This is a genomic window from Aeromonas rivipollensis (assembly GCF_010974825.1).
Lineage (GTDB): Bacteria > Pseudomonadota > Gammaproteobacteria > Enterobacterales > Aeromonadaceae > Aeromonas > Aeromonas rivipollensis.
The window spans coordinates 157,883-180,289 of record NZ_JAAILA010000003.1; the positions used below are offsets into that span (position 1 = coordinate 157,883).

Here is a 22,407-nt window from a genome sequence, read left to right on the forward strand (position 1 = left end):
GCAGAAAAGACTGAGAGAAATTTCCCAGGAAATCACTTATTTTCTCAAGAAATTACGATATACCGACTTGCGGACATCTCCTGGCAATAATCTTACCGGCACACGCACAAGAAGATTTTTACAAAGTTGTAATTCATTTATAAACCCAGATTTATAAAAACCCATCTGCGCAGAAACTTCTGAACAAGCGTATTTGAAACCACCACGCCGAATCTCCATCCCATTACCGGTTCTGGCATAAACAAGCACCTCAGGTATATTGGCGGTGACAGCGCCATTATTTATCATCCTCACCCACAACGCATAATCCTCATACAAATAGTTATCTTGATAACTACCCGCTTCCAGTACTTTAGATTTACGGTACATAACCGTCATATGATTGAATGGATTACGTGACTTTGCGTACACAACAATCTCATCATGATTTATAGGCGGTTTACGATACGCGTGAATATCATCTTTACTGCTTTCAAATTCAGCAATAGCTGTGCCAATTATATCAATACTCTCATGCTGCTGAATAAACGCGACTTGTGTGTGGAATCGCGCAGGATGGCAAATGTCATCACTATCAAATCGGGCGACCCACTCATGACTACACTCTCGCAATCCGATTGACAGAGCTTTGCCCAAACCTACATTGCTTGCCAGTTTAACATTTTTAACAGGCAGTTTATCTGAAAATGATGAAATAACTGATTGTAACTCACCTCCTAACGGCCCATCCTCGACAAGCACGACTTCATCAGGACTCACCACTGAATTCACAAGGCTATCCAGCGCTTCTTTAAACGCACTAGGAGAATCTTTGTGATACACAGACATCAAAAGTGAAAACTTCATTTTATATCACTTCCCCTGTTTACTTGACACAATCTTTTTAACATAAAATAACAACGCCGGATTTATTAAGCAAAGAATTGAAATTACCAGGTACTGAAGTTTTCTTGTTAATAAAAAGGCATTTTTATAATTCAATGCGGCCATGCGGCTTTTATTCATGACTTGAGCATATGCACACATCAACTGTTCATTGACACTGAAGCGTAGTGCATCATCCCCAACGAGAGTATATTTAGTTTTAACGTAGTCACACGCCAGTTTTGTATTGATTGCTGACTTTGAAACAGATGATTTATTTGTTACATATTGACAGTGAGTTAATGGCTTCTCGATATAAAACATTTTTGTCTCTGGATAATGCCGTGCCAGTCTAATAATAAACTCGTAGTCTTCTATCGCTTTCATCTGACTGTCGAACATACCTGCGCTGAGAAATAATGCTCTACTGATAATAAGGTTGGGAGCACCACCAATAGGATTACTATCCAGAACTATCCCTTGTATCTCTTTAAATGCAGAAAACCGATTCTGTTTGGTTTGGTAACTAAAGCCTTCATTCTGCATGTCGATACAAGCAAGATGGTAAAACAACTCGCACTCTGGGTTATCAGTGATGGCCCTTTTTACATCAACGAGTTTACTTGCAAGAAAACGATCATCATCATCCAAAAAGAGCAGCCAATCATATTTGGCCCTCATCGCCCCGGTGTTTCTGGCAACAGATGGCCCCCCGTTCTCCGCTAATCGAACATAAGAGATGTCAATACCAAAGGTTGTTAGGTCGAGATCATAAATCTGCGTTGAACAATCATCCACGACGATCACTTCAAAAGCACAGCCACAATCATCAAGCTCAGTGATGGATGCCAGACTGTCCATCAACTCATCTTTTCTATTATACGTTGGAATAACAATAGAAAACATTAATAGAACCTTTTCAATTGTCTAATTTTTGATTTGCAGGTGCGCAGCAATGCTCTTAATTTCGATCGTTTCCAGGAAGACTGTTTGGCTTGTCGTTCTTGTTCTATCACACTTCCGGCCAAATCTTCTGGGTGATAAGCGACATTGGTAAGATATAATTTTTTAAATACGCCGAGTGCACTCAAATAGTTCCAGTCATCCGCGATATAAAAAGCGTTATCATAAGTACACTTCAACTCTTTTGCCAAGTCACGTGAAACTACATAGCTGCATGTTCGATATATATATTTGGCACTATCATTCAACCTCACAAATGAGACATCATTCGACACATTGATTTTGTCCTTCACGGAACGAACCAACATATCCTGGCTGCTCAACCCTTCTTGACCACCCAAGATATATAAATTTTTATCACCTAAAGATACAGCTATAGATTTAAAGTACTCGATGACCGCAGAGATATTGTCAGATAGTTGAATATCATCTTCAAAAATGATTGCATAATCTACTGAGCTTTCAGCTATCGCCTGATATATCTTTTGATGACTCAATGTGCAACCGATCTCTCCCAAACCGATTTGACGCCTATATCTGGATTGCACATCTTTATTATTGATGGAATCCACGATAGATTTTGGTAATAATCGTCCATTAACGGCTTCAACGAACTCAAAATTAACACTAAGTTTTGCAAACTGATTAATTATATCAATACGTCGTGATGAATCTAATAATGAAACAACGTAGATACTTATCTTATTCCTCATTCTTCTTGACACCTAACATTAAGAAAAATAAATTCAACAACAGAGCTGGGTACATATATACATCAGCTTTGACATTCCCTAAAAAAGTGATTATTGATGTCGATATAAAGAACACCCAAGCTTGGTTCCTAATGAACCACTTAAAAGAGACCTTATAAACAATGTAGCTAAAAACAAATATGCATGAAATGGAATAGAACAAACCACCATATAGTGCTTGTCTTACAAAACCAGAGTCCGTGTGACCATAATAGCTACCATCTGAATTGTAATAGATACCATCTCCGATCAATAACTGCTTATCGCTTGGCCAAAAAAGATGCCTTTCCATTAATGAGTCTGAGGATGTAGTCTCTAGCTCACCATTGTTTATAAAATTAAGAACGGGCTCCATAGCATGCTCAACATATACATTATCCTGGAAATGGAAAAGAATATATGATATTACTGATAGCGCAATTGCATAATATGGTATGTATTTTATCTTGAGCCCATAAAAGAGTACACTTATGGCGGCAAATACCATGAAACTACGACCTGACATTATCCCGCAGAAGGCTATAGCAAAGATCGCTACTAATGTTTTAGTGCTTTTATTTTGATTATATATAGCCATAAACAGATTGAATAAAACCCCCCAAAACAAGCTGAACTGGAAGAATGCTGAGGAAGTAATAAAAAACAATCTATATGCTTGTTCTGAATCGTGAAATTTATTATCAGCAGTGTGTACAGAATAAACAAATTCAATAATAAATGGGAACGACAACAAGCATATTAAAATAACAACGGTTTGAACATAAACGCTATGTGTTAGCTTGTTACAAAAGTCTTCTCTATCTTTAATAACACAAGCTATGAGTGAAGATATAATAAAGTAAAGGGTCATTTTTATATACATAAAAAACACCCCTGACTCGGAGGTACCGTTATATAAAGCTGGAAGAATAGATAATACAGTGAAAGCAATGAGCATTATCATTACTTTCACATCAATGTATATCTCCTTATGCTTTACAAAAAGTAATCCGCATACCAATATTCCAGCGATGACAACTCCACGTCCAACGCCAAAAAACCAAGGGTCAAAAACATATAAGAAAAAGGAAACGAATATTAATAATTTAGTAATCATTATGTGCCCTTAATAGAAAGTAGCATTATGAAATTTACTTACGATGTCATTTAATAATATAACATCAACTATTAAGGATAGTTCCTTTAATTTTGTCTACAATAATTAAATTCCCTTCAATTTCATTAGGCATGAATTTACTCATTAATGCTTGACGCAAACCATTATAACTGTCATCACCAGTACAGATACTTTTCATCGCACAGAGCAAAGACTCAAAATCAAATGCCTTCACTCCGGGGGTATTATTATCGTACTCTAAATAAAACTCTCTCTCCTTTAAATATTCATCTTTATCAAAAGCAAAGAAAATAATGGGTCGTTCCAGCACCATATAATCAAAATACATGGAAGAATAATCAGTGATCAAGCAGTCAGCTTGCGCCATCAACTCACAGGGATCTAATTTATTATTTGCCATTAATATATGCTGATAATGTGATAAATCACACGCGATCTTTGTGGCAGGATGCAACTTGACGACCAGTTTTGCGTCAAATGTAGCAAGCAATCGCTCTAATGCATCGAAGTCAATTCCTGATGAGACAATAAAATCGCCACCAGAATCACGCCATGTAGGTGCATATAAGAAGGTAATACCTTGTTGTGTATCAGGGTTCATTGGCGTAGTTTTGGCAAGCTCCTCAATTTTGGTCACCCGGGGATACTGGCTAATGACAATCTCCGCCTCACTTCTTAAACGAAAAGCGCTCTTGAACGAATACTCATACACATACTGAGAAGGCGATAAGACCAGATTGTGGCGAATATGTGCGTGTGGGTGTTTGAAATAAGCAACAAGGTTTGCGTTATGAAAAACATGAACTAGTGGTGGAGTCCTAATATCAAACTCAATCTTTTTTAGTGGGATGCCATGCCACAGGTTGACTTTATAGGCTCCACCTGACGCATACCAGCATATGTCTCGGGTATAGGCTGCATAGACATAAACTTTGGCTCGTAGCGCATAATATAATCCTTTGAATGAATGTCGCTGATATGCTTCACCATACCTGGAGGCTAATAGTACAGACTGGTCATCAGATGATATCCATATAGCTCTTATGTCTTTATGCTCTTGAATTACATATTCGAATAGGTATCGACTATTGTCATTATAAGTACCAAAACTGCCAAAAACCCATATCTTTTTGTCTCTTGGGATTAAAAATGAAAATCCATAAACAATGAACTGGAGACATCTTGAAACGATTTGAAATATAGTTTTCATATTAATTACGACACTTATTATACTCATTACAAAAGTAGTAAAATGAGCAAACACGAATGACCATAACCACAACCTCAACACATAGCACACTCAATACTACGTTATATGCATTGACATTATTGGTCGAGAATAGATAACCAAGACTGCAAAGCTGAGCAATACCACCTATATATACACTTCGATTTACAATATCTAAACGACCGATAGTAGAGAAAGCAGGATAACCAAAATTAACACTAACAAAATTAACAACAGAGCATATTAAAAACATTCTTAGAATAGAGTATGCCGATGAAAATTGCTCTCCATAAAATATCCGAAGTATATCTTCCGCAAAAAGATAACATACCGAACAGCCCAGCATTAATGGCACCAATAAAATTAATACAAATTTATAGAGAACCCTGATATCACCTGATCGAGCCAGATAAGGGTAAAGTGCTTGACTTACTGGAGCGGTAACCCCTTGGCCCGCTTGGTAAAGCTTCTCAGCACTAGAATAAAGTGCCGCTTGCTGTATCCCGCTGATGCTACCAACAATAAATGTACTTGCACTGGTATATAAACCCACAGCCGCTCTGGAGAGAAAGAATGAGAAACTATCCTTGAAAGCAGAAACTACCTGTGCCCAATCAGGTTTTTCCAGAGAGAGCCCTTCTTTATATAAAAGTATGAAGCCAATTATTGTTGATATTATATTGCTAACAGCTAGACATAACAGCACAGTAGCCGTATCTGATTGTTCTTTTACTATTAAGACAATAGCGATTACGTAAAATAACTTTGCAACAACCATGCTTGCGGTAACATTTTTCATCTTTTCAATCCCTTGGAAAAACCAAGTCAACTGAAAACCCTGAGAAAATATTATTGCAACAACAGCGACTAAAATACTGGCACCAAAATCAATGTCAGTGTAATAGCTATAAATCAGAACAGAAAGAGAGGATATTATACATAGTAAAAACTTGATGGCGGTTACTGCACCTATGTATTTAGATATTTCTTTTTTGTTATCTCGGTGTTTAGATATCCAATAGGTTCCTGACAAATTAAACCCAAAATCGGTCAAGATCATGGCGATACCACACATTGAAATCGCCATTACAACTAAACCGAAACCGTCAATACTCAGAATTCGAGTAAGATATGGTAAAACCATCAGAGGTGCTACATAGTTTGCAAACTGCACTAATAGCAAATATCCAATATTCTTATATACTTTTTTTTGAGACACAAGGTATAACCTGTAATGAAAATATATAAAATACGCGATACGTTAGTATTTATCTAGCCGCACCACGTATTTAATATATCCACTAATATATGGACAACTCATACACCATCAAGAATAAATTCAGGGTTAATAATGATACTACCTTTACGGTAGAATACTATATCCCCAGAGTTATACTCATTTGTCGTGATAGCGTTAATAATTGGCCCAGCCCCTTCCTCAATCGACATCACATTTAGATTGTTAATTGAGAGCTTACCACGGAGTTTGGTATCAATCGCACCAGGACAGATGGCTACAATATTGTAGCCATCTTTAGCCAATCCCTGAGTCAATTTGATCACCCCGGCCTTGGCTGCACAGTAAGATGTCCAATCCTTATAGGCATTAAAGGCTGCCGTTGAGGCAATATTGACAATACGACAGTGAGGATTATTTTTCAGTGCCATACGGGAGACCAGATATGAACCGATGAGGTTTGTCTGAATATCATTGATCCATAACGCAGGATCTGATTCCACAACAAGACTTGAATATAACGAGCCGGCACAGTTCACCACGACATCAAAGTGATGCGCAGCAAAATATCTCTCCACAGATTCCGGACTCGTCACATCCAGTTCAGCTCGCAAAGGGGTATTAACCCGATAGTCGGCAAGCTGACTCAATTTGGAGGATACGTATTTGGCCAAATCCCCATTACCGCCGGTAATCAATACGTTCATGGCGCAGTTGCATCCGGATTGTTTTCATCGAATTCATGTGTATCAGGCTCAGGAATTGGATGAATATCTACATCAACCAGTAATTTTTTATACTGGTCATAGACTCGTTTTTTCAAATCGGTCGAGCTTACCCCGGCCCCATATGGGAAGTAGAACACTTTGACCCCAAGCTCTTTCAAATAATCATATTTTGGATACCAATCATCTCCGATCACAAAGATATCAACATTCAATTTCTTTACAGTATCTTTATGATTAAGTGTGCGCTGTGGAATAACCAGATCAGGATCACGTAAACCAGAGATGATTGCAATCCGTTCCTCAAAGGGAACTATTGGCGGCTTTTTATAGCTTGATACAAGTTCATCTGTACTCACACCCACAATCAACGTATCGCCCAGTCCACGCCCATAGTTAATCATTTTCAGATGATTATTATGAAATAAGTCAAATGTGCCAGAAACGTAAACAACCTTACTCATATACAACCGCCCTTATACACCAGATAATTATATTTTTTCTTTGCGTTATATTAATAGCATAAATATTTAAAGCGCTACCGCCCCATGCCAAACAGCACAGTCTTGACCGTCAGTAGCAGGATCTTGATATCCAACATCAGGCTTTGATGCTTGATATAGAAGATATCGTATTTATGCTTCCATACCCCATCTTCAATAGATGCCCCGTAGGGGTATTTGACCTGAGCTAGACCGGTAATACCGGGCTTGACCGCGTGACGGAAGCGATAATACGGAATAACAGTTTCCAGCTCTTTGATAAACACTTCCCGCTCGGGTCTTGGGCCAACCAGAGACATTTCGCCTTTAAAGACGTTGATCAGTTGCGGCAGTTCATCAATACGGGTCTTGCGAATAAAACGGCCAACACGAGTGACTCGGGCATCATTCTTGCTTGCCCATTGAGCACCATTTTTTTCGGCATCGTTTCGCATTGAGCGGAACTTGATTACGTCGAATTCCTGATTGAACAGGCCAACCCGGGCTTGACGATAAAAGATGGGACCAGGTGATTCCAGTTTGATGGCCAGCGCAGCAAGCAGGCCAATGGGAATGGCAACCAGACTGAGCGCAATGGCAGAGACCAGATCCAGCGCACGCTTGACAATGCGGTTGGATGGGCGGGAGAGGATGGAGAAAGATTTCATGTGCAGGAAGTAGCCGCTGTGCAGCAACTCCACTTCAGTGCGGCCAAAACGACGGTCCAGATAACTGACCAGCGGTTCAACGTAGGCGCCATATTTGGTGGCCAATACCAGCATTGCGGCCAGTTCATCGGGAAGATCACCGCTCTTGTAATGCACAAGGGTTTTGCCTTTCAGGGCCGAGAGTTCTGTCACATTGAAGTTCAATTTGAACGGATAATCAGCAAGCACCCGTTCAATAAGCTTTATGTCATTGTCACTGCAGTAAACATAAAGCTCATCACTTTTCATATGAACTCGCTTAAGCTCATGTACTAGATTACCAATATCCTGTGAGTGGATTTTTTCGGTCAATTGTTCATTCGCTGCATTCCATAAGGCAGCACTACTGTTGATTTTATTATCCATTTCCCTTAGCTCTCTTTATGTCTAGCTACTGATAGAAAAGTCCTATGTTTTTTATAAAAAATAGACGTCAAGCTACCGCGTGATATAGATCGTTCTTTTTTCTCTGCGAGTGTGCTACATACGCTCGTGAGAGCTTGCAAAAAAAGGTCGACGTCATTGGGAAGCAAGAGGCTAAATCGGTACACGACGGTTGGAACATCTGCCACTATGGATATCACCACACCGCATTTCAGTTGCAGAATTTTGCCAATCCATCTGCGCTACATTCGCGTTTAGGCACACACCTTATTGATATCTCTCTCCCATATAATACGCCAGATAACTGCCCACAATCCTTTCTACTATTGACACAAACTCGGTCTCCAGTACCAACTGGACAACAAAAATGTCAATTACAAGACAAAAAACAGACTTCCCATAAAAAACAATAGCTACCGCCCCTGAGTTACAGCCCTCAGTGTGCTTGCAGTTTTGAATATTGTTAATTTTGCCAAAGATTTATGGACAGTTTTTGTTCCTGTACACCTTGGCAAGCGAGACGGCAAGGTGCTCGCTATGCTTGTCCGTCGTTATAACCATGATCATTCAGGCCCTATTCAGCACAAGAAGAGACAGGATTAATTTTGAATCGACGGGCGTGATTCTACCTGCGGTTTGCTCAAAATGGTAGCCAATCTGGCCTACTCAGGACTCAGGCGGTCAAAAAGCAACCAATCGGCTCATATACGAAAAACGCCCAATGATGGGCGCCTAAAAAGTGGGTCAGTGATTCGCAAGAGAAAAGTCTATGCTGTGTGTGGGGAGTGGCACAACATTGTCACTTGATAGACCGCGCTGTTTGGCCAGCCAGACCAGGTCACAGATGCCATCCGTTGGCTCAAATGCGGCAGGTGCATGCATTAAGATCTCTCGTACTTGCTGCTGATCAAAATGGTGACAAGCCTCATCCAGCGAGGTCAACAAGGAACGCAAACGCTCCCATGGCAGCCAGCTCTCTTGTGCCACCATGACCCTGGGATGTTCGGTTCCTCTGGCATCATCACCAATCAGTAACTCTTCATAGAGCTTTTCACCCGGCCGCAAGCCGGTCACTTCGATGGCAATATCGCCATCGGGTCGCTGCTCATCACGCAGAGTCAGCCCGCTGAGCCGGATCATCCGTTTAGCCAACTCCATGATCCGTACCGGTTGTCCCATATCGAGCACAAACACGTCGCCCCCCTTCCCCATGGCTCCCGCCTGGATTACCAGCTGGGCAGCCTCTGGAATCGTCATGAAGTAACGAATGATGTCGGGATGCGTCAGGGTTATCGGCCCACCTTTATCAATCTGCTGTCTAAACAACGGGACCACTGAACCGGAAGATCCGAGTACATTGCCAAAGCGAACCATACAAAAACGGGTGTTATGCTTCTCACGGGTCAAAGCTTGCAATACCAGCTCGGCTAGGCGCTTGCTGGCCCCCATGGTATTAGTCGGTCGTACCGCCTTATCGGTGGAGATTAGTACGAAGGTCTCTACCCCTGCCTCAATGGCAGCCTGAGCTGCGTAGAGAGTTCCAAAGACATTGTTGCGGACACCTTCGATGATGTTGAACTCGACCAGCGGCACATGTTTGTATGCTGCGGCGTGGTAGACAGTCTGGATGTGAAAGCTCTGCATCACAGTCTTGAGACGATGCTGGCGCTGTACTGACCCCAATAAAGGAACTAGTTCAGTTTCAATATCTTCACGCTGACACTGCTCCCGCAGGTTCTTGTGCAGGACATAGAGGGCATATTCGGATAGTTCGAACAGAACCAGAGTGGATGGCCGGCACCGCAAGATCTGGCGACAAAGCTCAGAGCCAATAGATCCCCCAGCACCAGTCACCATGACCGCCTTGGCCGTTATATTCGCCTCCATCAATCTGGTTACGGGTTCTACTGGATCTCTGCCCAAAAGATCGTCTATGGAGACCTCCTTGAGTTGATCGATACGAGCAGAACCATTGACCAAATCGGCCATTCCTGGGATAGAAAGCACTTCGCAAGAGAGGGGTTCAAGTGCATTGATCACTTCCTGACGACGAGCCCTGGTGCTGCTCGGCATGGCCAGCAAGATCTTCTGTACCCCATGGTGGTCAATCAGGGTTGGCAGCTGAGCACTGTGATAAACGGTACAGCCCTGGATCACGCACCCCTGTTTGGCGGGATCGTCATCAATAAAGGCGACGGGATAAAACTCATTGCCTTGCAACAAGGCCATTTGCAGCTGTCGGCCAGAAGAGCCCGCGCCGTAGATCAACACCTGAGTACGAGCCAAACGGGTGGTATTAAGGAGCGCTCTGAAAAATAGCCGAACACCACCGACCAGCAGCACCAGAAAGGAGAGATAGATAACCGATACCGTTCTGGGCAGGAAGATATCGAAATAAAACGCAGAGATAACGAAGAAGCAGGTTGAAAGAAATGCCCCTAGTGAGATTGTCCATAACACCCGAAAGCTGACATATCGCAACACAGCGCGATACAGCCCCAGCCGCACAAACACACTGATACTAACGATAATAATTACGCCGAGCAGTGCCCAGTGATGGGGGCTATCGATTGGCCAGTTATGTTCAAGCCGGATCCAGTACGCACCCCAATAGGTCATGGTGATCAGGATCATATCAACGGTGACAGATACGGCACGCTTGCTGGCACGTGAGAGGGAGCCCAAGCAAGTCAGTAGCCAGCTTCCACCGGGTAAAAGCTCATTTCTCATTCTGGTACTCCTGCATTCAGGTGATACGCAAGAAACGCTAACGGCAAGTAGGCAATGACCAGACCGATCACACCATCGAGCTGGCCCAATACAATCATGACAGCGATCGGTGCAAGCCAGAGGCAATTTATAAGAAGCGCAGCCAATGTCACGTTTCGATGGCTCTGCCAACGCCTCGCCAGATATTGATAGCCATGAGTACGATGAGCCTCGCTCAGACGACACTTCAGACGATAGCGATTCAGCAAAGTCCAGGTCGCATCAACCACAAATACCCCGAGCATGACGAGCCATGCCCACAGGAATTGAGGTGCAGAAGCGGCATCCAGCAGCATCAGGGAAGCCAACATCAAGCCAAGAAAACCACTGCCACCATCCCCCATAAAGATCCTGGCGGGCGGAAAATTCCAGCACAAGAAGCCCGCCGCCGAAATCCCCAGTAGCAGGATCAAGCTGGCAGACGACCACTCCCCCCCAACCAGATAATGAAATAACGCCATGAACAGGCAGACGACAACGGCCTCGCCTGCCGCCAAGCCATCGATGCCATCCATAAAGTTGTACAGGTTGATAAACCAGATCACCCCCAGCCAGGCCAGTAGATAACCGAACCAGGCGAGATCTAACTGCCAGCCAAAGAAAGTCAGCGCTGGCAAACCATCAACCGCAGATACCACCAAGGCTGCCGCCATGCTCTGCACAATCAGGCGGGTTCGGGGCTTGAGAGAGATGTGGTCATCGATAAAACCAACCAGTGCAATGCCCAGCGCCGCAGCCCATATCAATGCGAAGCTGCTCTGGGATATGCCGGAGGACAGTGGGATCAGGGTGACAAACAACGGGGCTGCCAGCAGAAAGGTCGCCACGATAGCCATTCCACCGCCTCTCGGGGTAGGCACCTGATGCGAACTGCGATGATTGGGTTGGTCAAGCAAGCGGGTCTGGGCGTAGCGCCTGAGCAGGCCGGTCATGGTGATTGAAAGAAAAAGACAAAACATCAACAACAAAACAAATGCCAGCATCAAGACGACTCACTATGGGAAGATGCCATCAGAGATAGGGTCTGAGAGAGCGAATAGGGTGCCGACCATTGTAATCGGCTCTGAGCCTTACCGGTATCCATTTCCAGAGAGCCATAAATCCGTTGTAGCTTGGCATCAATCCCCAAACAACGACCAAGCCCTCTTATCACTCCTGGTGGGAGATAAAACAACCGACAGGCAACCCCTTCTGTTTCTGCAATCGCCGCCAATAACTGCGACGTCGACACTGCGACGGGATCTGCGACTAAAAAGACCTGGTTCACTGCGGCAGGGTGCGCTATTGCATGGGCAATGAAGTCACACAGATTAGGCAACGCCAACAAACTGCGCGCATTGTTCAAACGGGCAAAAGGGAGTGGGATCCCTTTGCGCACCCACGTCATCATGCTGGCAAAGTTAGCCTTCACCCCTTCCCCGTAAATAAGAGGAGGACGAATGATGGTTACCGCCATACCACACTCTTTCGCGAGTGCCATCAGCCCCTGCTCCGCCTCATACTTCGAGCGTCCATAGGGATCTTCTGGCGGACTCTGCACATTCTCATCAAATGGCTTGCCTGGCTCGGTCTGCTCGCCATTCACTTTGATCGAGCTAATAAAGATGAAGCGCTTCACCCCTGCCTCAGCAGCCTGCCGAGCAAGCGTGAGGGTGCCCTCTGTATTCACCGCTCGAAAAGCCGCCAGGGGATCTGTCGCGGTATCTGACATCACATGCACCCTGGCTGCACAGTGAACAACCACATCCACTTGTTGCAATTGGGCTGTCCAGTTGGCATCCGCAGTCAAAGAGGGAGCCTGAACCTGGTACGAAGCAAGCGGGTGACTTCGCACCGCACCTTTCACATTAGCCCCCAGACTAAGCAGGTGTTCACAGACCGCCTTGCCTACAAATCCGTTGGCACCTGTGACGAGAACAGTTCTGTTGAATTCTGCCATTACCACCAACGCCAGCCGTGAATATTGAAGAAAGTCACCATGGAACGCCCAAACATCCAGATATGACGCCAGCCTTTGCGTGATGCATGACCACCGTGATGGACAACCTTCACCTGAGGGACATAGGCAATCCGGCTGATCTTTCCTGCCCGCAAACTGATGTCAAAATCTTCAAAATAGAGGAAAAAGCGAGGGTCAAACCCTCCGAGCTGTTGCAAAACATCTGTGCGAAACAGCATAAAACAACCACTGACAATAGGTGGGTCCCACAACACATCATCATTGTTGAGGTGTTCAGCCATCTCATATTTCGCCAAGCGAGTCTGGAATAATTTCTTCACGAATGCAGGAGCAAAACCACGCAGCAATAAATCAAATACGGTTGGATAGCGTTTGCAAAGCCGTTGTACCTCACCATCTTCCCATGTAGCAAAAGGCGTCAATAATCCGCAATCCGGATGTTGCTCCATAAATTCGAGCGCATTTTTCAGTGCATCTGGGGCAACTTCAAGATCAGGGTTAAGAATGAGATGGTATCTCAAGCCGTCACCATATCGAATAGCTTGGTTGTGTGCGATACCAAAGCCTGGGTTATCAACACGACTAATATATTTTATTGAGTTAAAGCATCGAATGGACTCTATATACTCTTTAATTTCTTTAGATGGTTCACCACTATTATCCACAACAATTAACCTAGTGGATAAATTATGATAACTGAATGAACTTAACGCATCAAAAAACTTATCAAAAACTGTACTTAACAATACCTTCTCAGGATTAAACAAAACCATTGATATTAAGAGCAACTTTGAAAAACCTCATTAAATAACACGGCGAAACGATCACTCCATCTGGGAACTCCTGCTTTGATATGGTCATGCGCGAAAAATAACGTCCCGATAGGCACGAGATAATGACAATTGCTTTTGCTTTTAATCTCTCTATGATGCCAAGCCATTTCACCAAAGTTAGTAGAGAGAATAGGTGTTTCTGCAAGCGCATATTCATAGTATTTTACCGGATCAACAAATCTAGTAATGTCATTGACCACAAAAGGAATAATTGCCACATCAAACTTCGAAATTTCTGACATGACTTGACTATGAGGTATGGCACCTTTCAAAATAATATTTTTAGGCAAAGACTTCGGAATTCTGCTCTTTACCGGGCCAAATAAATGAACAGACGAGGTTGGATTTAAACTAGCAAGCTCGATTACCCATTGCCAATCAAACCAACTGGCAATAGTTCCAATGTAACCAAAAACATGCTCTTCACCTTTGTCAGTACCTTGTTCTTTGGTTAACCCATCAGCACAGGCATTTAAAACTAGCAGCTTTTTATCATGAATAAACTTGTCATATAATTCATGACTAGAGCACATTATAATATCAACCTCTTTGATGAGATTAGCCTCCATTAGAGTCATGTGTGTTCTAGATAGGCCATGATAAAAAGATGGAAAGTCATCCATAGCATCATAACAGGAGAAGTCCCAGCCTCTTGCCTTGAGTAAAGCAAGAGAAAGGCGACATGGCTTACCTATAACAATACCAGCCTTTTCCGTTCCGACAAAATCAAGAACTGAGTTAATTAACTTATTAATACGACTACCATTGAAGAAATTAAATAATATTTCAATAGGTTCTAATGGAATTAAAGAACCTGCCGAAACAATCTCCACATGTTCTATATTTGCAAGACCTGATGGTTCCGGGGCATGGCGCCCCGGCAGAAGATCTCCAAAATCAGGAAATCGGCTTGGATATGGCTCAACCCATAGTAACTCATCAACTCCATACTTAACTGCCATTTTCGCAAAAAAGTGGGGACGTTGATTTATACTACGCCAAGGTACAGGTGATATATATACTAGTCTCATATTGGCTTGCTATTAAAGTAATTTCTTACTATTTCTACAATGCGCTTGCTAGCATTACCATCGCCATAAGGCGATGCACCAATAGCCATCTTATCGTATGCAACTTTATCGGATAGTAACTGAGATGCCTCACGAACAATATCTATTGTCTCTGTACCGATTAATCTGACAACCCCCTCTGTTACGGCTTCAGGACGCTCTGTGTCACGACGCAAAACCAGTACAGGCTTACCAAGCGCCGGAGCTTCCTCTTGAACTCCACCTGAATCCGTAAGAATAAGATATGCGGACTTCATCGCCGTCACAAATGGACCATAGTCAAATGGCGAAACTAGCTGTATACGCTCATGGCCACGCAGATAACGATCAGTAACCTCACGGACATTCGGGTTGGGATGCACAGGGAAAAGCACATAAATATCTTCGTGCTTTTCTATTAACTCCAAAATCGCCTTACAAATATTTACTATTGGTTGACCAAAGTTCTCTCTTCGATGAGATGTTACTAATACAATTCGCTTATCTTTAGGGATCTCGATACCAAGATTAAAGTCAGTCTTGGCTGTTTCCAGGAGTGCATCAATAACTGTATTTCCAGTTACAGTAATCTGCTCTTGTGAAATTCCCTCACGAAGCAGATTTTCTCTGGAAACGGAAGTTGGTGCAAAATGCAAGCATGCCAAGTGGCCAGCTAGTACTCGATTTGCCTCTTCAGGGAAAGGAGAATATAGATCATGAGTTCTTAGCCCTGCCTCCAGATGCGCAAACGGTATCTTTTTGTAAAAGCATGCAAGAGCGGTAACAAACACTGTTGTTGTATCACCCTGAGCGATAACCATGTCGGGCTTCGCCTCATCCAGCGTTTTATCTATGCTCAACATTAGACGTGATGTCAGCTCTGGTAGCGTTTGTCCCGGAGTCATCACATTAAGATCATAGTCCGCTTGAATATTGAATAGGGCAAACGCTTGATCTAACAAATCGCGATGCTGAGCCGTTGCCAGAACAATAACATCAAAGTCATCAGCATTCTGTAACGCTTTAACCACTGGAGCCATCTTAATGGCCTCTGGCCGAGTCCCAACAACACACATTATCTTCTTCATATTATTATTCTCCAGTATAATCCAAAAAGAAATCGCTATTTTCACCCCATTTATTTTTAAAATAGGATGCATTACGATTGAAAAGATTTACATAAAAATCGCTTTCTGAATTTGCCTTCGTGGTTTGATGCGGTTGATGTCTAATGCCAGATAGATCTCTATAGCATATTTTGAATCCAATATTTTTTATCTGGAAAGAAAGATCTGTATCCTCAAAACATGTAGGATCATATTTTACATCGAATCCATCTATAGAACAAAAAATAGATTTTGGCATAAACATACCACAAGTCGCAAGATATCCTATGTCATTGCGATACCCTACTTGGATTGCTGTCGAATTCATAGCTCTATTAGGACAATAATCTGTTATCATACCCCCCAAATCTGAGCGGTGCTTATCAAACCACCCAGCACCCCATCCAATTGCACCAATCATGACATCTCGGTTCATAAGTGATAACGCCTCCTCAAAACATGAGGAAGAAGTGAACCATTGGTCAGAATCGAAAAATACAATATATGGAGCAGTTGCTAACGAGGCCCCCAGATTTCTACCAGATGAGCACCCATTAATAGGATTCTTAACGATTCTCACTGTTGGGAAGTTGTCTCTTACATACTCATATCCACCATCACTACTATTATTGTCTACAACTATAATTTCTTTAAGATAAAAACTACAATGCTCGATTAAAGTTGTAAGACACCTACCAATAATTCCTGCGTTGTTGTGAATTAATATTATCGCACTGACTGCATTAGAATACTCAGGCTTGGATGATGGCATTAGCTTGTCAAGACGAGCAAACCAAGAATTATTAGAAATAAAAATATCATTAGCTTGAGCAACATCAAGGGTATTTGTTTCTAACAATACTGATTTACAGAGATCACTAAACTCCTTCTTATCGTTAGCAATGCACACACCTGGATAATCAACAATTTCAGGAAGAAATGAAGAAACGACTTTCTTACCCATAAAAAGATACTCAAACACTTTGATAGGAGAAACGGCATCCGAAATTTTACCAGGAACAAAAGGCAATAATGTGAAATCACAGTAATGTAAGTAACTAGGTAATTCTTCGATATTCTTTGCACCGAGATATATTATATTATGGTAGTCATTTATTTTTTTATCTTGTGGTTTATCACCAATAAGAATGAAGGCAGTCTTAGGATTATTTATCGCAGCATGTTCAAGATAATCCCATGCAAACCACTCCCCATAAAGAGAACCAAAATACAATGCAATGAAATCAAATCCTGATGGATAATCGATTGGCTTTACGAACCGCTTGTATTTATCAAAAATGTATTCATTTGCAGCATTAGGTAAATACATAGCATCTGCTCTCCCCCTTTGCTTCAACTTCTCAACAAGAACTTTTGCTGTCCCTACGACAAGCACTGACTCAGTAATGAAACGTTGATAAATATTAATATCAAACCAGTCTCCACCTAAACTTGTCTCCCAATCATCAATTAACTCAAAAACTGTTTTTAAACCACGTTGATTAAACTTTTCGAAAAAAGGTAATGCAGCAGGATGAGGATGCTCAATAATAAGTGTTGCCGTAGACGATATTTTCTCCATAAGAGTAGTAGCATCTATGCTATTAATATAGAGGTGCTCAATGCCTTGAATACTTACCTCCGAGTCTAGGTGGCATCCTTTTTCAAAGTCAAACTTTTTATAGATATAAAGGTAAACAACTTTCCTGCCTGCTTTTACCGCCGCTCGCGCTAACTGAGCTGAACGTTGTCCACCACCGACATCATCAAATGGGACACCTGAGATAATTACTACATCATCACCAATATTGGTGCCAGCACTTTCATGAACAATTTTAATAGGGCTTGTGATATAACTATACTCTACCCCATTTAATCTTCTATTGATCCACTTGGCTGCAACTCTAGTTACACCTTTAACGCCACTTTTTTTATATACAGGAATAGCTCTTTTTACTAGATAGCTGGCATTTTTAACATACCGTGAAAATGACATAGTATTTTACCTAAATTTTCGACTCGGTGGATATAAACTTTTAAAATTAAGGATTATTGACGATTACAGAACTATCTATATCCCTTACAGACATTATCTTTTGTAACTCCGCCTTTAATTTTGCAATGTAAATCTCTTTATCCTCTATATATTCACGTGCTTGTTTAAGTTGTTTTTTATAATCTTCAATTAAAACATCATTATTATTAATGGACATAATATTAATTAATGGCAATAATTGCCGCTGTTGCAAACTAAGACTTTCATATTGTACATATATTATTTCAGATAACTTTAACAGCAGGTGATTACTATTAAAAAACTCAAAGTAATCATTTGATTTTTTCAAGTTAACGAATAAATCAACCAATAAAATCTCTTCTGTAATATTGGCTTTCGTCAACTCATTTATGAAAGTCCCCCATACGTTAGCTTCATTTGCGTATTTATATATATAGCACCTGTTATATTTTAAATTTCCTTCATGAAAGGTAGTGTTTAAGTCACTACGCATTTCCTCTGCAGATATGTTATCTAACCCCCGTCCAGAATAATTTTCCCTTCTTGCATGTAAAAGCAAAGTAGTCTGTACTGCACCTTTCACTCCATCATAGCCAACTAAAAATGCAGGTTTGCCAGAAGCACAAGCCTCTAAAATAACTCTCCCCATACCAGCGACACCCGAATATTTGTGAATGTTGCTCTTTATATCTAAACTTGCAGGTTTGAGTTCTACAAAATCTGATAATGATAACTCGTTTAGCTTTAACATTAAGTCGACTTTGTATGGTCCATCCCCTATAACAGTGAGCCCCGTAATACCGATTGACTTTGCCTTTATAGCAAAATCTATCAAACCAGTAGATTTTTCTTCATCTAATCTACTAATAAAAACCCACTGACCATATAGAGATAACTTTTGAGTAGTATTCTCTGAAGGTATAAAACTGTGTACATCTACGGCATTTCTGCAAATCAATAACTTATCTTTTTTCAAAAGACTTAATGGTAATAAGTCTCGCGTTTCCTCCGAAACACATAGTATTTTTTCTGCAGATGGCAGTATGATATACTTAAATAAAAAAATATATATGTAACCAAAATAGTTTGGTATTGATGCGGGGCCATGTAGACTTATTACATGCATCTTCTTTTCTAACTTAGCAGCAAACCCTCCTATAATATGTGATATAAAAGGATGTGTATGTATCACATCTATTTCCCATTCTGATATACAGCGCCTAACATTTTCGATTATTTTTATGAATTCACATGAATTTAATTTATTACTTAACTCACCTAAATACTCTACGTCTTTGAAGCCACTATTAGCAATATACTTACGGTCACCATCACCAACAGCTAGATATAATTCATGCCCTAAAGATGAGAGATGATTTACATAACCGATAATTTGGCTTTCTAAGCCTCCTAATATAAATTTATCTGTAATAATCAATATTTTCATATAAGTAATACCTACAATTAGCTATTGATAGTCACCTCTGTATCTAAAGATGCAATGCCACTACTTTTTAACTCTGGTTGTACAACTTTAAATATCAACGCATCCGTTCTCCTATCAAGATAGGACATTTCTAAATTCAGCAATTTTTCCGCTATTGCAAATGTCACAAAATATGTCCCTGGACATAAGTCAACTTTTATATTAAAAGTAACTTTATATTTTTCACCCGGTTGTGCTTTAGTAATATTCTTCTTATGATACATCGTACTGGTACCAAAGACACTGACCCCCTCTACAGTTCGAATTAAGATGCCTACTTGAATTTCATCAATCGGTGTTAGCACCTCAAAAAACACATCAAAAAACACTCTATTACCAGTATAGAAAAATTCTTTTACTTGTCCACTGAGGTCCTTTATTGAAAAATCTCTTATATGTGCAGCTGATACAACTTTACGCTCTGAAGGACAAGAGTCATTAATATGCTCTTGCTGTATTACTTTATCCTCAGAATAGGATTCTAATTTTCCATATTCAGAACTGTTGGATTGGTTCAAAAACCTTAAATAAGTACTTTCATCTGAATAGAGCAATGCATGGTATTGATCTATTATATCTTTTGTCTGCCCAATACCATGAATAATGCCTTTATGTAACAATATTGCTCTCTGACAGAATTTTTCTATAGTTGCGGTCGAATGAGTCACAAGCAATATGCTACAACCATTGAGACGTAGCCTTTCTATATAGTCATAACATTTTCTCTGGAACTTCTCATCTCCGACAGCAAGGGCTTCATCAACTATCAGTATTTCTGGTTCAATGCATGCTTGAACAGCAAAGGCAAGTCTGACAGCCATACCACTTGAATACGTCTTTACTGGTTGCTCTAGATGTTCCCCTATATCAGCAAACTCTATTATTTCTGGCAGTTTACGTTCCATTTTTTCACGGGAGATACCTAATATTGAGCCATTTAAATATATATTTTCTCGCCCTGAAAACTCCGGATTAAAGCCAGATCCTAATTCTAAAAGAGCAGCAACAATACCGTTGGTTTGCACATGCCCTAAAGAGGGTTGCAGTGTCCCGGTTATTATTTGCAGCAGTGTGCTTTTACCACTTCCATTTCGTCCTAAAATCCCAACAGTTTCTCCTTTTTGGAGCTCAAATGAAACATCTTTTAACGCCCAAAACTCATTATAGTATTTTTTCCCCGAACGAGAAAAGATCTGCTTTAGCCGATCTTTCGGATTGGTATACATCTCATAACATTTTGAGATACTTGAAACAACTATGGATGGATTATATGACATCAGCAAAACCGTCTCTTGTTTTTTTAAACCAGAAATATCCTAAGTAAAACAGAAATAGTGAAAAACACAGCCATCCAAACCATGCGGTCCAGTCAATGCCAACCCCAATAATCATCAGGGCCCTTACCTGCTCAACAATAAATGTCAATGGATTCATCTTCATAACAAATTGATAGTCAATAGGTAAAGATGATACAGGATAAAAAATTGGAGACAAAAACATCATCATTGTTGTGATTAATACAACCACTTGGCCTATATCTCTCAGATACGTCCCTAGTGAGGCTAGAAAAAATGAAATACCCAATGTAATGAATATCAAGGGAACTATTGCGACAGGAACCAATAATATTGTCGGGTTTACATACCCAAATACCATAACATAAAACGTAATCCAAACCACTAAGCTTGCACAAAAATTAAACAAAGATGATAACAACACTACTGGTGGTAAAAGTTCTAATGGGAATATAACTTTCTTGACAAAGTTAGCATTGGAGACTATTAGTCCAGGAGCTCGATTTACACATTCTGAAAAAAGATTATAAACAATAAGTCCGGAAAATAATACTAGAGCAAACTCTGTCTTTGAATCACTCCCCCCAGGCCACCTGGCCTTAAAAACAACACTAAATACGAAGGTATATACAGCTAACATCACAATAGGAGTTATTAATGACCAGAGAATACCTATAATTGACCCTTGGTATTTAGAAAACACATCCCTTTTTGCTAAATTAAAAAAAAGCTCTCTGTATTTATACATAATATGAAAGAAATCAAATAAATTATAATTTTCTTTTTTCCTATTATTCATAATTCTTATCAAACTCCACTATAGGAAATATACTGTCGCATTTTTCACTTACTGAAAACATTTCAACACCTTCATTTACTATTGTAAGAAATCGGATTAGCATCCTTTTCTGACATTATATAAGAACTAACATTCTTCAGTTCAGGCCAGCTAATAGCAATTTTTTCATCACACCAATTTACTATACGCTCTGATTGAGATGAATAGTAATTAGTAACCTTATAAACCACCTCGGCTATTTCGCTCATTGTAAGAAAGCCATGTGCAAATCCTTCTGGGATCCATAACTGTCGCTTGTTATCAGCTGATAGAGTAACGCCAACCCATTGCCCAAAGGTCGGCGAGCTTTTGCGAATATCTACCGCTACATCAAACACTTCACCCACAACACAGCGAACCAGCTTGCCCTGAGCATGGGGAGGCAACTGATAGTGCAAGCCACGTAATACCCCTTTTGAAGACTTAGAGTGATTATCCTGCACGAAAGTCACCGGATATCCTACCGCCTCTTCAAATAGCTTATTGTTGAAACTCTCAAAGAAAAAGCCACGCTCATCGCCAAATACTTTTGGCTCAAAGATAAGCACGCCAGGAATAGCGGTTTTGATTACATTCATCTGTGTATCCACATCAA

20 protein-coding genes are annotated in these 22,407 nt (G+C 40.9%); all 20 read right to left on the reverse strand.

What is annotated here, in order from left to right:
• Nucleotides 1–36: 36 nt before the first annotated feature.
• On the reverse strand, nt 37–846 hold the full coding sequence (locus tag G4923_RS01600; RefSeq protein WP_163135198.1) for a glycosyltransferase: 810 nt from the start codon (nt 844–846) through the stop codon (nt 37–39).
• 6 nt (nt 847–852) lie between these two features.
• Nucleotides 853–1,770 carry a glycosyltransferase gene (locus G4923_RS01605; RefSeq protein ID WP_163135201.1) on the reverse strand — a complete coding sequence of 306 codons (918 nt, stop codon included), beginning with the start codon at nt 1,768–1,770 and terminating at the stop codon, nt 853–855.
• The gene (locus tag G4923_RS01610; protein ID WP_205596943.1) at nt 1,770–2,540 is read right to left on the reverse strand and encodes a glycosyltransferase family 25 protein; all 771 of its coding nucleotides are present in this window, start codon (nt 2,538–2,540) and stop codon (nt 1,770–1,772) included. The genes G4923_RS01605 and G4923_RS01610 overlap by 1 nt, the downstream gene beginning before the upstream one ends.
• Entirely contained in the window at nt 2,530–3,675 is a 1,146-nt protein-coding gene (locus tag G4923_RS01615) for a hypothetical protein (protein WP_163135203.1), read from the reverse strand. The genes G4923_RS01610 and G4923_RS01615 overlap by 11 nt, the downstream gene beginning before the upstream one ends.
• A gap of 64 nt (nt 3,676–3,739) precedes the next feature.
• Nucleotides 3,740–4,906, reverse strand: coding sequence for a CDP-glycerol glycerophosphotransferase family protein (locus G4923_RS01620; RefSeq protein WP_163135205.1), 1,167 nt, complete (start codon nt 4,904–4,906; stop codon nt 3,740–3,742).
• 1 nt (nt 4,907) lies between these two features.
• Nucleotides 4,908–6,143, reverse strand: coding sequence for an oligosaccharide flippase family protein (locus tag G4923_RS01625; RefSeq protein ID WP_163135207.1), 1,236 nt, complete (start codon nt 6,141–6,143; stop codon nt 4,908–4,910).
• A gap of 98 nt (nt 6,144–6,241) precedes the next feature.
• Nucleotides 6,242–6,868 (reverse strand): SDR family NAD(P)-dependent oxidoreductase, encoded by a 627-nt coding sequence (locus G4923_RS01630; RefSeq protein WP_163135209.1) that lies wholly within the window; start codon nt 6,866–6,868, stop codon nt 6,242–6,244.
• Nucleotides 6,865–7,350, reverse strand: coding sequence for an FAD synthase family protein (locus G4923_RS01635; RefSeq protein ID WP_205596944.1), 486 nt, complete (start codon nt 7,348–7,350; stop codon nt 6,865–6,867). The genes G4923_RS01630 and G4923_RS01635 overlap by 4 nt, the downstream gene beginning before the upstream one ends.
• Nucleotides 7,351–7,424: 74 nt before the next feature.
• Nucleotides 7,425–8,441, reverse strand: a complete 1,017-nt coding sequence (locus tag G4923_RS01640; protein WP_240455237.1) for a sugar transferase — start codon at nt 8,439–8,441, stop codon at nt 7,425–7,427.
• 762 nt (nt 8,442–9,203) lie between these two features.
• On the reverse strand, nt 9,204–11,189 hold the full coding sequence (locus tag G4923_RS01645; protein ID WP_163135213.1) for a nucleoside-diphosphate sugar epimerase/dehydratase: 1,986 nt from the start codon (nt 11,187–11,189) through the stop codon (nt 9,204–9,206).
• Entirely contained in the window at nt 11,186–12,211 is a 1,026-nt protein-coding gene (locus G4923_RS01650) for an MraY family glycosyltransferase (protein WP_163135215.1), read from the reverse strand. Before G4923_RS01650 ends, G4923_RS01645 begins: the two co-directional genes overlap by 4 nt.
• On the reverse strand, nt 12,211–13,167 hold the full coding sequence (locus G4923_RS01655; RefSeq protein ID WP_163135217.1) for an NAD-dependent epimerase/dehydratase family protein: 957 nt from the start codon (nt 13,165–13,167) through the stop codon (nt 12,211–12,213). The genes G4923_RS01650 and G4923_RS01655 overlap by 1 nt, the downstream gene beginning before the upstream one ends.
• The gene (locus G4923_RS01660) at nt 13,167–13,934 is read right to left on the reverse strand and encodes a glycosyltransferase family 2 protein (RefSeq protein WP_240455238.1); all 768 of its coding nucleotides are present in this window, start codon (nt 13,932–13,934) and stop codon (nt 13,167–13,169) included. The genes G4923_RS01655 and G4923_RS01660 overlap by 1 nt, the downstream gene beginning before the upstream one ends.
• 32 nt (nt 13,935–13,966) lie before the next feature.
• Nucleotides 13,967–15,052: a glycosyltransferase family protein gene (locus tag G4923_RS01665; RefSeq protein ID WP_163135221.1), complete on the reverse strand. Its 1,086-nt coding sequence runs from the start codon at nt 15,050–15,052 to the stop codon at nt 13,967–13,969.
• On the reverse strand, nt 15,049–16,158 hold the full coding sequence (wecB, locus tag G4923_RS01670) for a non-hydrolyzing UDP-N-acetylglucosamine 2-epimerase (RefSeq protein WP_163135223.1): 1,110 nt from the start codon (nt 16,156–16,158) through the stop codon (nt 15,049–15,051). Before wecB ends, G4923_RS01665 begins: the two co-directional genes overlap by 4 nt.
• A 4-nt stretch (nt 16,159–16,162) precedes the next feature.
• Entirely contained in the window at nt 16,163–18,172 is a 2,010-nt protein-coding gene (locus G4923_RS01675) for a glycosyltransferase (protein WP_163135225.1), read from the reverse strand.
• A 46-nt stretch (nt 18,173–18,218) separates the two neighbouring features.
• Complete coding sequence (locus tag G4923_RS01680) at nt 18,219–19,640, reverse strand: glycosyltransferase (RefSeq protein ID WP_163135227.1); 1,422 nt, start codon at nt 19,638–19,640, stop codon at nt 18,219–18,221.
• Nucleotides 19,641–19,657: 17 nt separating this feature from the next.
• Nucleotides 19,658–20,905 (reverse strand): ABC transporter ATP-binding protein, encoded by a 1,248-nt coding sequence (locus G4923_RS01685; RefSeq protein WP_240455239.1) that lies wholly within the window; start codon nt 20,903–20,905, stop codon nt 19,658–19,660.
• Nucleotides 20,906–20,945: 40 nt separating this feature from the next.
• Nucleotides 20,946–21,773, reverse strand: a complete 828-nt coding sequence (locus G4923_RS01690) for an ABC transporter permease (RefSeq protein ID WP_205596945.1) — start codon at nt 21,771–21,773, stop codon at nt 20,946–20,948.
• A 71-nt stretch (nt 21,774–21,844) separates the two neighbouring features.
• Nucleotides 21,845–22,390 carry a dTDP-4-dehydrorhamnose 3,5-epimerase gene (gene rfbC / locus G4923_RS01695; protein ID WP_163135231.1) on the reverse strand — a complete coding sequence of 182 codons (546 nt, stop codon included), beginning with the start codon at nt 22,388–22,390 and terminating at the stop codon, nt 21,845–21,847.
• Between the last annotated feature and the right edge of the window lie 17 nt (nt 22,391–22,407).

Bases quoted from the DNA above. Each gene is read 5' to 3' on its own strand.
- G4923_RS01600 (WP_163135198.1), bottom strand. From the start codon at position 846: ATGAAGTTTTCACTTTTGATGTCTGTGTATCACAAAGATTCTCCTAGT.
- G4923_RS01605 (WP_163135201.1), bottom strand. From the start codon at position 1,770: ATGTTTTCTATTGTTATTCCAACGTATAATAGAAAAGATGAGTTGATG.
- G4923_RS01610 (WP_205596943.1), bottom strand. From the start codon at position 2,540: ATGAGGAATAAGATAAGTATCTACGTTGTTTCATTATTAGATTCATCA.
- G4923_RS01615 (WP_163135203.1), bottom strand. From the start codon at position 3,675: ATGATTACTAAATTATTAATATTCGTTTCCTTTTTCTTATATGTTTTT.
- G4923_RS01620 (WP_163135205.1), bottom strand. From the start codon at position 4,906: ATGAAAACTATATTTCAAATCGTTTCAAGATGTCTCCAGTTCATTGTT.
- G4923_RS01630 (WP_163135209.1), bottom strand. From the start codon at position 6,868: ATGAACGTATTGATTACCGGCGGTAATGGGGATTTGGCCAAATACGTA.
- G4923_RS01635 (WP_205596944.1), bottom strand. From the start codon at position 7,350: ATGAGTAAGGTTGTTTACGTTTCTGGCACATTTGACTTATTTCATAAT.
- G4923_RS01640 (WP_240455237.1), bottom strand. From the start codon at position 8,441: ATGGATAATAAAATCAACAGTAGTGCTGCCTTATGGAATGCAGCGAAT.
- G4923_RS01645 (WP_163135213.1), bottom strand. From the start codon at position 11,189: ATGAGAAATGAGCTTTTACCCGGTGGAAGCTGGCTACTGACTTGCTTG.
- G4923_RS01650 (WP_163135215.1), bottom strand. From the start codon at position 12,211: ATGCTGGCATTTGTTTTGTTGTTGATGTTTTGTCTTTTTCTTTCAATC.
- G4923_RS01655 (WP_163135217.1), bottom strand. From the start codon at position 13,167: ATGGCAGAATTCAACAGAACTGTTCTCGTCACAGGTGCCAACGGATTT.
- G4923_RS01665 (WP_163135221.1), bottom strand. From the start codon at position 15,052: ATGAGACTAGTATATATATCACCTGTACCTTGGCGTAGTATAAATCAA.
- wecB (WP_163135223.1), bottom strand. From the start codon at position 16,158: ATGAAGAAGATAATGTGTGTTGTTGGGACTCGGCCAGAGGCCATTAAG.
- G4923_RS01675 (WP_163135225.1), bottom strand. From the start codon at position 18,172: ATGTCATTTTCACGGTATGTTAAAAATGCCAGCTATCTAGTAAAAAGA.
- G4923_RS01680 (WP_163135227.1), bottom strand. From the start codon at position 19,640: ATGAAAATATTGATTATTACAGATAAATTTATATTAGGAGGCTTAGAA.
- G4923_RS01685 (WP_240455239.1), bottom strand. From the start codon at position 20,905: ATGTATACCAATCCGAAAGATCGGCTAAAGCAGATCTTTTCTCGTTCG.
- G4923_RS01690 (WP_205596945.1), bottom strand. From the start codon at position 21,773: ATGAATAATAGGAAAAAAGAAAATTATAATTTATTTGATTTCTTTCAT.
- rfbC (WP_163135231.1), bottom strand. From the start codon at position 22,390: ATGAATGTAATCAAAACCGCTATTCCTGGCGTGCTTATCTTTGAGCCA.